Source organism: Nonomuraea spiralis (genome assembly GCF_014648435.1).
Lineage (GTDB): Bacteria > Actinomycetota > Actinomycetes > Streptosporangiales > Streptosporangiaceae > Nonomuraea > Nonomuraea spiralis.
On sequence record NZ_BMRC01000026.1, the window covers coordinates 88,831 to 103,106 of the forward strand.

Sequence of the window (14,276 nt, forward strand, 5' to 3'; positions counted from 1 at the left end):
GCGGCGTGGGTCAGCGGCGGCGTCTCTTCTGGGCCCCGGTCGTCTTGCCCGGCTTGCGGGGCTTGCGCGGCCGCCGCCCGCGCTCACCCGGCGGCCGTACGTGCACCCCGCGCCAGCGCTGCAACGCCACGCGCGCGGCCGAGGCCACCCGGGGCGCCGGGTGGTGCTCGATGAGGAAGCGCAACATCGGCGTGGTGTAGGGATGGTCGCTGCAGGTCATCATGCCGAGCATGCTCAGCACGTCGTCGACCTCCAGGTTTCCGGAGAGCTGGAGGATCGACTCGGCCGGCCCGCCGATCTCCATCGCGGCCACGGTCATGTCGGCGTAGACCCAGGCCACGTCCACCGGGGCGGGCGGGAGGCCGTGGTCCTCCTTCTCCCGCGCCCGGATGAGCGCCCCCAGCCGGGGCACCTCGCGCAGCGCGGCGGCGACGTCGAGACCCGGCCGGTCGAGGTCCTCCAGCAGCACGGTCAGCCCGACGGCCCGGCTCAGCGGGCTGACGTCGAGCAGGACCCCGGCGATCTCCTCGGCGGCCCGCGCGGGATCGCGCGCGCCCAGCCACACGCGCACCTCCTCGACACGCTCCTCGTCGCTGTACGTGCGAAGGGCCCGCAGCAGCGTGGGGGCGTCGACCCCGGCCGTGGCGCCGTGGACCGGGATGTCCTGCCCGATGAGGGTCCTGAAGAGGTCGAGCGCGCTCCAGGTGCCGAGCGGTGTCAGCGACACCGACGAGCCCTCGCGCCTGATCAGCCGCAGCTCCGCCAGCTCGTCGGCCGCCTGGTCGGTCAGCTCGGGGATCTCGGCGACCGGCAGGGCGTCGCGATGGCTGAGCAGCATCAGCAGGGTGCTCGTGCCGGGGTCGAGGGCCGCGGGGTCGGCCTCGGGGGCGAACAGCGAGTAGAGGATGTCGCCCCACGTGTCGAGCACCTCGTCGGCGGGCCCCGAGAGCAGGGTCTCGGCCGCGGGGCCGGTCAAGGCGGCCCCGTCGCGTACGTCGACGAGCCGGCTGTCCTCCGCCACGCTCCACATCCGCGCCTGCTCCGGCCGGGGAGCCCCCGCGTCACCGGCGGCGGCGGCCAGGCGCAGCAGGTCGTGGACGATCGGCGTCGCCCGGACCACGGCCGCGAGATCGTCGGCCGGAAGGAGGCGCACGGGGGGCTGCAGGGTCACGAGCGGCAGCAGGTCGGCCTGATGACGAAAAGGGTCCACGGTGGGTAAGGTTACTGTCTCATTGCGTGACGATGCCTGCCCTTTGACCGTACGGACGGCCGGAAAACGCATGGGAATCTGTCGGTGGCCGGTGATAGAAAACGAGTTCGACGTTCACCCGCCCTCGGCCAAGGGGTTTCACCGTGACCACCGGCACTTCGGAGTTCTCCGTCGACGGCCCGCGCTACAACCGGCGCGGCCCGGTCCGCTGGCTCTGGTCCCATCTGCGCCGCCACCCGCTCCCGCTGACCGGCTTCCTCGGCGGCTCGCTGGTGATGGTGGTGCTCAACGCGCTGGTCCCGCAGCTCACCGGCTCGGCCTTCGACGCGGTGCTGGGCGGGCGGGGCGAGCCCGCCGCCGCGCTCGGCCTGGTCGCCCTGGCGCTGCTGGCGATCGTGTCGGCCCGTGGCCTGCTCGACCTCGTCGCCCGGATGAGCAGCGAGGTGCTGGCCAAGCGGCTGGAGCGCGACGCCCGCGACGAGCTCTACGTCGGCCTGCTCGGCAAGAGCCAGACCTTCCACAACCGGCAGCGGGTCGGCGACCTGATGGCGCGGGCGGCCAACGACATCCGCCAGCTCTCCATCATGATCAGCCCGGGGGTCGACCTGATCGTCGACTCCGGGCTCACCGGCCTGGTGCCCCTGGTCTTCATCGCCGCGATCGACCCGCGCCTGCTGCTGGTGCCGGTGGTGTTCGGGGTGCTGTTCGTGATCGCGCTCAGACACTACATGGGCCAGCTCAACCCGGTGGCCACCCGCATGCGCGACGAGTTCGGCGACCTCAACGCCGGGCTGAGCCAGGCGGTGCGCGGCATCGAGGTGATCAAGGTGACCGCGCAGGAGGAGCAGGAACGACGGCGTTTCCGGGCCCTCGCCGGGCTCTACCGCGACTCCTTCGTGCGCAACGGCCTGGTCCAGGCCCGCTACCTGCCCACGCTGCTGTTCGCGTTCGCCATGGCGGGGGCGCTGTGGCACGCGCTCTACCTCCAGGCCGCGGGCGTGCTCACGCTCGGCGACGTGGTGGCGTTCATGGGGCTGATGGGCATGCTCGGCTTCCCGACCCAGATCTCGATCTTCACGTTCTCGCTGGTCCAGATCGGCATCGTGTCCTCGCGCCGGATCCTCGACATCGTCAACGCCGACACCGAGCTGGAGCAGCCGGCCGCCGGGCACGCCGCGCCCATCGGCGGCGAGATCGTCTTCGACGACGTCACGTTCGGCTACGGCGAGGGCGAGCCCGTGCTGCGCGGGGCGACGTTCACCGTGCGGCCGGGGGAGACGGTGGCGATCGTCGGCGAGACCGGGGCGGGCAAGAGCACGCTGACGAAACTGGTGCCCCGGATCTACGACGTCACCTCGGGCCGGATCCTGGTCGACGGCGTCGACGTACGCGAGTGGGACCTCGACTCGCTGCGTTCCCAGATCTCCACGATCGAGCAGGACATCGTGTTGTTCTCCCGTTCGGTGGCCGAGAACATCGCCTTCGGTCTCGGCCAGCGGGCCGACCGCGCGGCCGTGGTCAAGGCCGCCGAGGACGCGCAGGCCGCCGAGTTCGTGGCCGAGCTCGACGACGGCTACGACACCGTCATCGGCGAACGCGGCATCACGTTGTCCGGCGGCCAGCGCCAGCGGCTGGCCATCGCGCGGGCGCTGCTGACCGACCCGGCGATCCTGGTGCTCGACGACTCCACCAGCGCCATCGACTCCGCCACCGAAGACCGCATCCAGCAGGCCATCGGCCGCATCCAGGAGGGTCGCACCACCCTGCTGATCACCCACCGGCTCTCCCAGATCCGCTGGGCCGACAAGGTCCTGCTGCTGCGGCGCGGCGAGGTGGCCGCCTTCGGCACCCACGACGAGCTGATCCGCAGCAGTCCCCTCTACCGGCGCATCTTCGCCCACTACGACGAGGTCCCGGTCGGCGACGGCACGCTCGACGAGCAGGAAAGGGTCCACTGATGGGCTTCATCATGGACGGCCTCGACGCCGAGGACTACGACCGCACCTACACCGACCGCGACCTGCTGCGCCGGATCCTGGCCTACTTCCGGCCGAAGCTGGGCGCGATGCTCCTGGTGGCGACCATGATCGTGCTGGTCTCGGCGGCGCAGGCGGCCCTGCCGCTGCTGGCCAGCGAGGGCGTCGACGCGATCCAGGACGGCACCATCGGCGGCGTCGGCTGGCTCCTCGCCGCGGGGATCCTCCTCGCCGGGGCGCTGAGCTGGGCGTTCAACTTCGTCCGCCAGTGGTACAGCGCGCGGGTCACCGGCGACGTCGTGCTCCGCCTGCGCGAGGACGCCTTCGACGCCGTGCTCGAACGCGACCTGTCCTTCTACGACGAGACCCCCTCGGGCCGGATCGTCAGCCGCGTCACCTCCGACACCGACGACTTCGCCTCGGTCTCGACCCTGACCATGGACCTGATCAGCCAGGTGCTGATGGTGGGCTTCGTCACGGTCCTGCTGTTCCTGCGCAGCGTCGAGCTCGCGCTGCTGACCCTGCTGGTGGCGCCGATCGTGATGGGCCTCGCGCTGGTGTTCCGGCGCATGGCCAGGTCCAGCACGCGCCGCGCCCAGCGTTCGCTGAGCCGCGTCAACGCCAATCTGCAGGAGACCATGGGCGGCATCGCCGTGGCGAAGAACTTCCGCCAGGAGCGGCAGGTCTACGACGAGTTCCGGCCCATCAACGAGCAGAGCTACCGGGTGACGCTGCGGCAGGGCTTCGTCTTCTCGGCCATCTTCCCCCTGCTGTTCCTCGTGGCCGGGCTCGCGACGGTCGCGCTCGTCCAGTTCGGCGGCACGTCGGTGCTCGGCGGCGGCCTGTCGGCCGGTGACTGGTACCTGTTCCTCCAGGGTGTGTCGCTCTTCTGGATGCCGCTGACCTCCATCGCCGCTTTCTGGTCGCAGTTCCAGCAGGGCCTGTCGGCCTCCGAACGGGTCTTCGCCCTGATCGACGCCCCGCCCCGGGTGTCGCAGACCGGCTCGGCCGACCCGGGCCGGCTGGCCGGGCGCATCGAGTTCGACGACCTCACCTTCGGCTACGACGCGGCCAGCCCCGTGCTCCGCCACTTCGACCTGGCCATCGAGGCGGGTGAGACGGTCGCGCTGGTCGGCCACACCGGCGCCGGGAAGTCCACGCTGGGCAAGCTGATCACCCGGTTCTACGAGTTCCAGGAAGGCCGCCTGCTGATCGACGGCCACGACATCCGCTCGCTCGACCTGGGCGCGTACCGGCGGCAGATCGGCGCGGTGCCGCAGGCGCCGTTCCTGTTCAGCGGCACGGTCGCCGACAACATCCGCTACCCGCGGCCCGCGGCGAGCGAGGACGAGGTGCTGGCCGCGGCGGCCGCGGTCGGCGGCGGCGACTGGATCGAGGCGCTGCCCCACGGCCTGGAGACCGACGTCGGCGAGCACGGCCGGGCCCTGTCCATGGGCCAGCGGCAGCTCGTCGCGCTGGCCCGCCTGCTCATCCAGGACCCGGCGATCGTCGTGCTCGACGAGGCGACGGCCAGCGTCGACCCGCTGACCGAGGCCCAGATCCAGGAGGGGCTCGACGTCGTGCTGGCCGGCCGCACCTCGATCGTCATCGCCCACCGGCTGTCCACGATCGAGCACGTCGACCGCATCATCGTGCTCGACCACGGGCGCATCGTCGAGGAGGGCGGCCACGCCGAGCTGCTGGCCCGCGGCGGCCGCTACTGCCAGGTCTACAACACCTATTTCCGCCACCAGTCGCCCAACTACCGCCCCGACACCGGGTTCGTCGCCGTCGGCGAACCCTGACGGCCTCACATCACGAGCCGCTGATGCCTGCTGCTGCGCCACTCCACCATGAGCACGGTGGCGTCGTCCTGGAGCTGCCCGTGCTGGTGCTCCAGGATGGCCTGGATCAGCCGCCGCAGCGTCTCGGGCGCCGACAGGCCGTCGGCCTCGTGCCGGATGATGAAGTCGATGAAGCGCTCCAGCCCGAACAGCTCCCCGTCCGGGCTCTGCGCCTCGATGATCCCGTCGGTGTAGAACAGCAGCCGGTCGCCGGGCTGGAGCTGGTAACGCAGCTCTCCGGTGTTCGGCCGCAGCCCGAAGCCCATCGGCGGGTCCGGTTCGCCGGACAGCGTGGCGACCTGCTGGCCCGCGCGGATGACCAGCGGCGGGTGATGGCCCCGGTTCACCCAGTGCAGCCAGCCGGTGCCCACGTCGAGGGTGGCCAGGATGCCGGTGGCGAACCGGCCGGTGAACTGCTCGGCGATGGCCGCGTCGATCGCCTCGCCGGTGAGGGCGAGATCGGCGCCCTGCCGCCGGTTGTTCCGGGCCGCCCCGACGGCGATGGTGGCCGTCAGCCCGGCGGAGGTGTCGTGGCCCATCGAGTCGAAGACGGACACGTGCAGCTTCCCGCCGTCGACGGCGTAGTCGAAGGCGTCGCCACCCACCGCGTACGCCGGTTCGAGCACGGCGCTGACCACCACCTTGTCGTCGGCGAACGTCCCGGGCGGCAGCAGCGGCACCAGCACCTCGGCCGACAGGGTCATCGGCCGGGCGCGGACCAGCCGCGCGTAGGAGTCGCTGTGCGGGCGCTTGCTGATCAGCAGCACCGCGATCAGCGACGCGAGCTGCTTGGCCCGCCACTCCGCGACCTCGCCGCTCGCCACCACCGTCACCCCGAGCACGCCGACCCGCTCGGTGCCGTCGAGGAGCGGCAGCCACAACCGTCTGACCGTGCCGTCGGGCCCGGTCGGCGCCTGGACGACCTGCGCGTTGCGGAAGGCGAGACCGGCCAGCGTGCCGTCGATCCGCAGCGGCACCAGCAGCTCGCCCGCGACGTCCCGCTGCTCCGGGATCGGGATCAGCAGGTGTTGCTGCAGGTCGGTGACATAGATGACGGTGTCGGAGAAGCCCGCCAGCGCGGCGTGCTCGGCGACCACCTGCGGCAGGTCCTCCATCGCGGTCAGGTGGTTGGCGGCCAGCATGCCGCCCAGCATCAGCTCGCCGTCACTCCGCATCGGCGCCCCCTTCTCACAGGTCTGCCCCGGAACCTGCCCAGATCGAGTGCCCGATTCCTGCCCTGATCGCCCTTGCCGACACCTCGTCGGTAATCAGCCCGCTGCCGGGCGCCTCAGGACGGGCCGGGCTCGCTCCACTCCCGGACGCGCTCCAGCACGTCGGCGAGCAGCCGTGGCGTCGGCGTGATGCGCAACGTCTCGTCGATCTCCCGCTCGGCCCAGTCCCGATGCCGCCGCTCGGCCCCCGCGTCGACCGCCACCCGCGCCTGGACCAGCAGGAAGTTGAGCCGGGACGCGACCAGCATCGAGAAGTCCGCCATCCGCCGCACCCGCCCCGGGCCGCCCGCGCGCACGTACGCCTCGTACATGGCTCGCATCGCGCCGAGGTCCGGGTCGGGGCCGTCGCAGAACCAGTCGAACAGCGCCCGTGCCAGCTCCCGTCCGGGCGCGGCCGGGCCGAGGTTGTCCCAGTCGACGACCATCAGGTCGCCGCCGGGGCCGGTCAGCACGTTCTCCGGGTGCAGGTCGCGATGGCAGACGATCAGCTCGCCCGGATCGGCCGGCGTGACCGCCGCCGACAGCTCGGGCAGCCGGTCCAGCACTTCGGCGAGCCGGCCGTCCCACGCCGCGCCGGTGCCGGTCACCGCGTCCCAGTCGGGTCCGTCGGCGAGGCGGTCGTACCAGGAGGCGGGCGGGCCGCCGTCCGGCTCGCGCGCCGCCGCCGGGGCGCACGTGTGCAGGCGCGCGAGCAACGTCCCCAGTTCGTACGGTGTGCCGGGCGCGGACAGCTCGACCGGCCGCAGGTCGACCCAGTCGTACAGCCGCAACCACACCCCGGTGGGTGCGGTGATCAGGTGCCGCCCGTGACGGTCGGCCCGGTTGCCCGGCAGCCGCACCCCGGCCTCGGCCGCCCGACGCGCGAACGCCAGCTCCGCCTCCAGCAGCGCCTCGGACGGCGGCTCGGCGAAGATCTCCTTGAGCGCGTACCGCGCCGGACCGGCCTCCACCCGCCAGATCTGCCCCAGCGCGCCGCGCGGCCCCGGCGAGATCGTGACGTGCCCGTCCCACCCGAACGCCTCCCGCACGTACGGGATCAGCTCATCCCCGCTCGCCGCCATCCCCGGGCTCCTGCCACCGCGCCGCGTCCTGGTACGCCTTCGTCACCGCCACGATCATGGCCGCCTGCGCGGCGACCACCAGCATCAGCCAGAGGACGCCCCCACCCGCGAAGACGAGCAGGCCCAGCAGCGCGACGACCGTGAACACCCATCCGCCCACCGACCCCGGAAGCCTCAAAACTGGCTCTCCCATACGTACCAGGGGCCTTCGAGGTGCGTGTACGCCGTGTGGGACTCCTCCGGCGGCCGGCCACCGGGGCTCCACGCGAAGCCGTACTGGTCGAGCAGGCCGGTGTCGCTCACCAGGAAGCGTGCCCCGCCCTCCATCCGCCCGATCGCCGTCAGGGGGTACAGGCCCACCCATCGGTCGTCGTACCGGGCGGGCCCGCCCTCCGCCGCGACCGTACGGGCGAACTCCTCCAGCCCCGCCTCCGACAGCGCGAACCGGACACCGAACGGCGCCCCGGTGTACACCAGCGCGCCCACGATCACGCCCATCAGCGGCGCGGCCACCCAGCGGACCCAGTGACGACGCAGCCCGGAACGTCCGTCCGAACGCAGCAGCGTCACCACGAACCGAGCGATCCAGACGACTCCGACGCCGACGGCGAGCGCGAGACCCGCGAGCAGGAGCATGACCGGCCCCCCGCCAGGCATGCTCGTGTGATGCAGCACGATCAGCCCCACCACGGCGACCAGCGGAAGCAGCACCCTGCCGGGCGGGCCGACCAGGGTCTGGGTGAGCGCCGGTAACGGGGGTTGTGCCCCGGTTTTCTCGGACATGCTCGATGTTAGCGCGACGGCCGGTCTCGCCCCGGCTCGCCGTGCTCGGCGGCGGGACGGACGCGCGTCCGTTACAGCAGCTGGGAGCGGTCGAGGGCGGCCCTCTTCCTGACCTCGGAGAGGAAGACCTCCGTGTGGCGGTGGGAGCGTCGCGGGCGGTTGGGTTCGCGGCGGGCCGGGGCGTCGGCGTGCTGCGCGAACGTCAGCCAGCAACTGCGGATGCCGTAGAGCAGGTTCTCCAGCAGGTCGAGGGCGGGACGGGCGGGGTTGAGCGGGGTGATGGGCAGGTAGACGGTGCTGGGCCCGAGGCCGAGTTCGGGATGGTCCGTGCGGGCCTGGGCGATCAGCTCCTCGGCCACGCCGATGCGGTTCTTGGCCTCGGTGACGCCGTAGAGGTGGCCCTCGGCGACGTGGAGCGCGTTGCGGATCATCGGCATGACCGCGTGGCGGGGCGAGGCGCCGCCGCCCATCGCGGAGATGACCTCGGTCAGGCTCTCCTGGGCCGGGGCCTTGATGTTGTCGACCTCGGAGATGGTCTGCATGGGGTGCAGGCCGGTGTGCCGGGCGCTGACGGTCGTGGCGGCGTAGAGCCAGTGGGCCGCCGCGATCGCGGCGGCGGTCGGGTCGATCTTCGTGAACAGCGACTCGGTGCCGAACGGATGCTGGTGCAGCAGGCTGTCGGCCTGGGCGACCTGAAGGGGCGAGGCGTCCTCGCGGCTGAGCATGACGGCCTGCTGGGCGCGGGCGGCCAGATCGCCGAGCTCGGCGTTCTCGATGGCGGCCAGCTCGGCGGTGACGTCGGTGGCGACGCAGGAGGCCAGCCGGGCCTGGTTGATCGTGTGCAGGGTACGGCCCACGCGGTGGGCGACCTCCTCGACCCGGGTGGAGTAGAGGGTGAGCGCGCCGTTGGCCGGCCGGATGGGCGCCATCAGGGCCGGGATGACCGCCGCGAAGGCGTCGCGCTCGGCCTGACGCTGCCAGCCGACGCTGTTCGGCCCGTGCTGGTCGGCGGCGCTGGACGGGTGGGTGTAGCAGCGCCAGCAGGCGTGCGACAGCTCCGTGAGGCTCGTGGCCAGACGGAGGACGTCCGGACTCGACGGCACTTGCTCCGCCACGGTGGTGGCGATGTCGCCGATCCCCGTACCCCAAGTGGCGATGAGCGCGTGGCGGGTGTGGTCGACGGCGAACCGGGTCACGGAGGCTCCTTAAAACGGGGGGTGTGGGGGAGCGTGATGACATGCTCAGGATGCTTGATCGGGCGTTGTCGTGGAGGGCGTTTCGCATTGTTCTCGGTCCCTGATCTGCGGATTTGCCGGGAAATGCGCCAGAAGATTTTTCCGGAAGGCGAACAGGTGACGGGTCGTTGAGCGCAGGAGTGGCCCTATTTCGGGACATGGCTCCTTTGAGGGGATTCAAGTTCGGCGCCGGGCCGGTGGCGTCGGCTCGTACGTGACGCACGGCCACGGACGCCGTCTCCTCCACCCTCGTTCCTCCTGTCTGGACCTGTTTCGGCCCGTCACTTTCGGTGGCCAATATCCGCCGACAGAGAAGAAACTTGGGCGCCGGTGTAAAGGAACACCACCCGGCGCGATCAAGATCATTCCCAGGTGGGCGGGCCGTGTGTCACCGTTTTCTCATCCGTGGGGCGCCCGCTTCCGCGTCCGGTGCGGGGACCCTTTCAAGCTGCGCGAAGGCAGGAATATGTGGACCTAGAAACACAGATCCTCAGGTTGCTGTTGCGTCTGCGGAGGCTCAAGGCAGGCGAGCGTGCCGGTGGCGACGTCACGGCGACGACCGCCGGAATCAGCCAGATGCAGGCCGACATCGCCGACATCCGAGCGGAGATGAGACAGGACTTCGCCGCGCTCGGCGATGAGCTGGCAGCCCTGCGACGACACATGAACGACCACTTCACGTCCAACCGGCCGCGCTGCTGCAAGGAGCCGGCCGCCGGCTGCCCGCAGGAGGCGCCGGCGTACGACCCGAACCCGATCGTGTACTGACCCCGGCGCGAGGCCCGGCCTGAGCCGTCACCGCGCCTCAGGCCGGGCCCGGCGCCCATTGCCTGCCGGCGGTCGTCTCGGGTATACACGGGTAGCCACTATGTGCTTACAACAAGTGGGACCCGGTTCACCCTCCCCCTTCCGGGCCGGCTCCCTACCGACTGCCGGCAAAGGTAGGGGTAAGTGGATGTAGAGGCGGAGATCCTGGACATCAAGCTCCGGATCCAGGCTCTGGAGGCGACGCTGTGCGGCGGCGCCGACTGCTCGGAGGCGGCGCTCGGCATCGCCGAGGCGCGGGCCGACGTCACCGAGTTCCGGACCGCGGTGAGCCAGGGCGTGACGGCCCTGACCGACGAACTGCTCGGCCTGGGCGACGAGTCCGACGAGCACGTCGACGCGGTCCGGTCGAGGATCAGCCGGCGGCTCGACCTCCTCCGCTGCGAGACCCTCGACCTGGCCATCAGGCTCGACCGCCTGCTGGAGACGGACGATTCCTGACCCCCGGCGTCAGCGGCGCCGGCCCTGGGCGAGCAGCGTGCGCATGTTCGCCGGCGGACGGGCGAGCAGGTCGGCGGCGAAGTGCTCCAGGATGTTGAGTATCGTCCCTTCGGGCAGGCCCTGGAGCTCGCGTTCCTTGTGCACGAACGGCCTCAACGAGCGCCACGTCTCGACGTACCGGCGGTGCAGCAGGGTGCTCACGAACCGCCTGTCGATGATGTCGAGGTGGGCCAGGATCGCGTAGAGCTGGAAGAAGTAGCCGATGTCGTAGATCTTCCGCTGGACGTCGTCGTCCAGGCCCGAGATCCCCTTGTCGCTGGGCAGCTTCGGCAGCTCGTCGCGGATGAAGGCGTAGCTGCGGTGGAACTCCAGCGATCTGAACTCCTTGAGCAGGTCGATCAGCGGCTCGACGTGGTTCCCGTGCCGCTGCGCCCTGAACTGGTGGCGGGCGATGCGCGACGAGGCCACCACCGCCGAGATGGAGACGATCACGGCCCCGACATTGATCAGCACTGAGAGGTCCATCAGGCGTCCTCGGTCAGCTCGGTCAGCTCGGTCAGGAAGGTGTGGATCAGGTCGTTGACCACGTCGGGACACTGCAACTGCGGCCAGTGCCCCCGGCAGCGCGGTCTCAGGTCGACCACGGAGATCAACGGGTTCAGCGAACGCAGGACCGCCAGGTCGGTGTCCCGCCGGCTGCGTACGTAGAGCATCGGCACCGGGCACCGCCTGCACAGGTCCGTGGGGTCGAAGCGCAGGATGTCGTGCCACAGCGGCCGTACGACCTGCTCGGGGGTGTGTTCCAGCGACCGGAAGACCTCCGCGCGCCCGTCGCCGCCCGCACCTCCCGGACCCCAGGCGTCGCTCATCGCGGCCAGGAAGTGGCCCCGCCAGTCGCCCGACTCGGACTCGTGCGCCCGTACCTCGTTCACCCGCCTGTCGGCGGCGGTGAGCGCGAAGTTGCTGTCCAGCACCAGGACGCCGGAGACGAGCGCGGGCCGGGTCACGGCGACCAGCGTCGCGATGAGGCCGCCGGCGCTGTGACCGCCGAGGACGACCCCTCGCAGGCCCCGCGCGTCCAGGTCGGCCGCGACCGCGTCCGCCATGGCCCGGACCGAGTACGTCCCGCTCTCCAGCCCCGGAGAGCCGCCGTGGCCGGGCAGGTCGAGACCGAGCAGCCGCAACTCCGGCCGCAGCCCCTCCCACTGCCGGACGAACTGGCCGCGTTCGCATCCCAGTCCGTGCAGCAACACCAGCGGCGGCCGGTCGGCGGCTCCGGGAGGTTCTCGTTCGGTCGCGGCCAGGCGTGGAGGCGGTTTCGCGTCGATGTCCGGCATCGCAGTCGTCCCGGCGGGTCTCAGCAGCGTTGCCCGTTGACGAAGCTGATCGCCGGGCTGTACGTCACCCTCTGGCAGAAGTAGCTGCCGGACGGGATGGTGATCGTCCCGTAGGTGTCGGTGCCCGATCCGGTGCATCCGCTCGCCACGATGACGTAGCCGACCAGGTCGGAGATGAGGATGCGCGATCCGCTGGAGCAGGTGTAGTTGGCGTCCATGGCCATGGCCGGAGCGACGAAGGCCGAGGTCGCCAGGACGGCGGACGCGACGACGGTGACCGTGCGCTTGAGCAGGGAGTTCACGACGTACCTCTTCCCATGGGAGGTGCGGACGCCTCCACCCGTACCCGGCCCCCGTCATGACGGACCTGCCGGCCGGCGTCCGGAAGCGGCCAATGCGGGGGTGGGCGGGTTCTCAGAGAGTTCTTAGGCGCGTTTTATGGCGGTTTTCGGTGTGATTCCTGAATATGGGAGGCATGGACGGCGTGCCGCAGGACGACGGTACGGCCGAGGCTCAAGGGGCTCAGGGGCCTCGGCGGGTCGTGGCCGGGAAGGCTCGGCGCGTTGTCGCCGGGGGTGGGGTGCTGGTCGTCGTGGCGGTGCTGGCGTACTGGCTGGGCGGCGGCAGGGGCGGCGAATTACCCGCGGCCGGGCCGAGCCCGACGCCGACGCCCAGCGCGACGCTCACCGTGCCGGACGTGTTCAAGCGGGTCGGGCCGTCGGTGGTGGTCATCCAGGCCGGGAAGTCGCTCGGCACGGGAGTGATCGCGGCCGAGGACGGGACGATCCTGACCGCGCACCACGTCGTCAAGAGCACGAAGGACATCGACCTCACGTTCGCGGACGGGACCAGGGCGAAGGCCGTCGTCACGGCGTCGAACCCCAAGCGTGACGTCGCCACCCTCAAACCGGTGAAGCTGCCGGAGATCGTCGTCCCGGCGACGCTCGGCGGGGCCGTGGCCGTCGGGGCGCCCGTCGTGGCGATCGGCAACCCGCTGGGCCTGACCTACAGCGTCTCCACCGGCGTCGTGTCGGGCCTGAACCGCCGCGCCGACCGTACCGCCAAGGACGGCGACCTGAACGGGCTGATCCAGTTCGACGCCTCCGTGAATCCGGGCAGTTCCGGCGGGCCCCTGCTGGACGCGCGCGGGCTCGTCGTCGGGATCGTGGTCTCGATCGCCGACCCGGGAGGCGACGAGGCGTTCGCCGGGATCGCTTTCGCGGTGCCGATCGGCGCGGCCCTGGGCGGCGACGACGGCGACGGCCCACCAGGCGACGGACCCCAGCTCTGACCGCGGAAGTGACCGCGGTCGTACCACCTGACCGAAGCGCCGAGAGAAGGGACGTCATGACCTCGACCGAGCCCCCCGCTCACCCGCTCGAACAGGTCCTGTTCGAGGTCAAACGGACGATCGTCGGCCAGGACGTGCTGCTGGAGCGCATGGCCGTGGCGCTGGTCGCCGATGGTCACCTGCTGGTGGAGGGCGTGCCGGGCCTGGCCAAGACGCTCGCGGTGCGCTCACTGGCCGCCGCGATCGACGGAAGCTTCCAGCGAGTCCAGTTCACCCCCGACCTGGTGCCCGCCGACCTCGTGGGCACGCGGGTCTACCACCAGCAGTCAGGCGAGTTCAGGACGGAACTCGGCCCGGTGTTCGCGAACCTGCTGCTGGCCGACGAGATCAACCGTGCCCCCGCCAAGGTGCAGAGCGCGCTGCTGGAGGTGATGCAGGAGCACCAGGTGACGATCGGCCGGGAGACGTTCAAGGTGCCGGAGCCGTTCCTGGTCATGGCGACGGAGAACCCGATCGAGTCGGAGGGCACGTACCCGCTTCCCGAGGCGCAGGTGGACCGGTTCATGATGAAGGTGGTCGTCGACTACCCGACGCAGAGCGAGGAGCAGGCGATCGTCGAACGGGCGCTGCGCCCGCCGGAGCCGCCGCAGCCCACGGTGACGACGGACGACCTGGTCGCGATGCGGGCCCGAGCCCGGCAGGTGTACGTCGACCCGGCGGTCGTCGACTACGCCGTACGCCTGGTCGCCGTGACCCGTTCCCCGGGCACGGCCGGCCTCGGCGAGCTGGAACGGTACGTCACGTACGGGGCGAGCCCGCGCGCGTCCATCGCGCTCGTCACGGGCGCCCGCGCGCTGGCGTTCCTGCGCGGCCGCGAGTACGTCCTGCCGCACGACCTGTCCGAGCTCGCGCTCGACGTGCTGCGCCACCGCCTGGTGTTGTCCTACGAGGCCCTGGCGGACGACGTCGACGCCGACACGATCATCACGAGGGTGCTCGGGGCCGTCCGGGCGCCCGACGTCGTCCTGCGGAACCGCTGAG

General features: G+C 71.3%; 15 protein-coding genes. 6 read left to right on the forward strand and 9 right to left on the reverse strand.

Translation table 11 applies throughout. From position 1 onward, the window contains the following. Positions 1-10: 10 nt before the first annotated feature. Positions 11-1,210, reverse strand: a complete 1,200-nt coding sequence (locus tag IEZ27_RS41700; RefSeq protein ID WP_189652311.1) for a hypothetical protein — start codon at positions 1,208-1,210, stop codon at positions 11-13. A gap of 143 nt (positions 1,211-1,353) precedes the next feature. Between IEZ27_RS41700 and IEZ27_RS41705 the strand changes: the two genes are divergently transcribed. After that, positions 1,354-3,168 (forward strand): ABC transporter ATP-binding protein, encoded by a 1,815-nt coding sequence (locus IEZ27_RS41705; RefSeq protein ID WP_189652312.1) that lies wholly within the window; start codon positions 1,354-1,356, stop codon positions 3,166-3,168. Continuing rightward, positions 3,168-4,991, forward strand: coding sequence for an ABC transporter ATP-binding protein (locus IEZ27_RS41710; protein WP_189652313.1), 1,824 nt, complete (start codon positions 3,168-3,170; stop codon positions 4,989-4,991). Before IEZ27_RS41705 ends, IEZ27_RS41710 begins: the two co-directional genes overlap by 1 nt. 5 nt (positions 4,992-4,996) lie before the next feature. Here the strand turns inward: IEZ27_RS41710 and IEZ27_RS41715 are convergent, their stop codons facing one another. The 5 genes from IEZ27_RS41715 to IEZ27_RS41735 form a co-directional block, all read right to left on the reverse strand. Beyond that, positions 4,997-6,205, reverse strand: coding sequence for a PP2C family protein-serine/threonine phosphatase (locus IEZ27_RS41715; protein ID WP_189652314.1), 1,209 nt, complete (start codon positions 6,203-6,205; stop codon positions 4,997-4,999). A gap of 113 nt (positions 6,206-6,318) precedes the next feature. Further along, the gene (locus IEZ27_RS41720; RefSeq protein ID WP_189652315.1) at positions 6,319-7,323 is read right to left on the reverse strand and encodes a phosphotransferase enzyme family protein; all 1,005 of its coding nucleotides are present in this window, start codon (positions 7,321-7,323) and stop codon (positions 6,319-6,321) included. After that, positions 7,304-7,501, reverse strand: a complete 198-nt coding sequence (locus tag IEZ27_RS41725; protein WP_189652316.1) for a hypothetical protein — start codon at positions 7,499-7,501, stop codon at positions 7,304-7,306. Before IEZ27_RS41725 ends, IEZ27_RS41720 begins: the two co-directional genes overlap by 20 nt. Then, the gene (locus IEZ27_RS41730; RefSeq protein ID WP_189652317.1) at positions 7,498-8,106 is read right to left on the reverse strand and encodes a hypothetical protein; all 609 of its coding nucleotides are present in this window, start codon (positions 8,104-8,106) and stop codon (positions 7,498-7,500) included. The genes IEZ27_RS41725 and IEZ27_RS41730 overlap by 4 nt, the downstream gene beginning before the upstream one ends. Before the next feature lie 71 nt (positions 8,107-8,177). Continuing rightward, positions 8,178-9,302, reverse strand: a complete 1,125-nt coding sequence (locus IEZ27_RS41735) for a hypothetical protein (RefSeq protein WP_189652318.1) — start codon at positions 9,300-9,302, stop codon at positions 8,178-8,180. Positions 9,303-9,842: 540 nt separating this feature from the next. On the opposite strand from IEZ27_RS41735, the gene IEZ27_RS41740 reads away from it, so the two are divergent. Beyond that, complete coding sequence (locus IEZ27_RS41740; protein ID WP_189652319.1) at positions 9,843-10,109, forward strand: hypothetical protein; 267 nt, start codon at positions 9,843-9,845, stop codon at positions 10,107-10,109. A gap of 183 nt (positions 10,110-10,292) precedes the next feature. Further along, a complete protein-coding gene (locus IEZ27_RS41745) occupies positions 10,293-10,607 on the forward strand; it encodes a hypothetical protein (protein WP_189652320.1) in 315 nt (104 codons plus the stop codon). A gap of 9 nt (positions 10,608-10,616) precedes the next feature. Here the strand turns inward: IEZ27_RS41745 and IEZ27_RS41750 are convergent, their stop codons facing one another. The 3 genes from IEZ27_RS41750 to IEZ27_RS41760 are packed head-to-tail and all read right to left on the reverse strand — an operon-like array spanning position 10,617 to position 12,246. Further along, a complete protein-coding gene (locus IEZ27_RS41750; protein WP_189652321.1) occupies positions 10,617-11,132 on the reverse strand; it encodes a DUF4760 domain-containing protein in 516 nt (171 codons plus the stop codon). Continuing rightward, positions 11,132-11,944, reverse strand: coding sequence for an alpha/beta fold hydrolase (locus tag IEZ27_RS41755; protein ID WP_189652322.1), 813 nt, complete (start codon positions 11,942-11,944; stop codon positions 11,132-11,134). Before IEZ27_RS41755 ends, IEZ27_RS41750 begins: the two co-directional genes overlap by 1 nt. 20 nt (positions 11,945-11,964) lie before the next feature. Next, on the reverse strand, positions 11,965-12,246 hold the full coding sequence (locus IEZ27_RS41760; RefSeq protein ID WP_189652323.1) for a hypothetical protein: 282 nt from the start codon (positions 12,244-12,246) through the stop codon (positions 11,965-11,967). A gap of 173 nt (positions 12,247-12,419) precedes the next feature. On the opposite strand from IEZ27_RS41760, the gene IEZ27_RS41765 reads away from it, so the two are divergent. Both IEZ27_RS41765 and IEZ27_RS41770 read left to right on the forward strand, forming a co-directional pair. Further along, positions 12,420-13,235, forward strand: coding sequence for a S1C family serine protease (locus IEZ27_RS41765; RefSeq protein ID WP_189652324.1), 816 nt, complete (start codon positions 12,420-12,422; stop codon positions 13,233-13,235). A gap of 56 nt (positions 13,236-13,291) precedes the next feature. Continuing rightward, entirely contained in the window at positions 13,292-14,275 is a 984-nt protein-coding gene (locus IEZ27_RS41770) for an AAA family ATPase (protein WP_189652325.1), read from the forward strand. The last annotated feature ends 1 nt before the right edge of the window (position 14,276 follow it).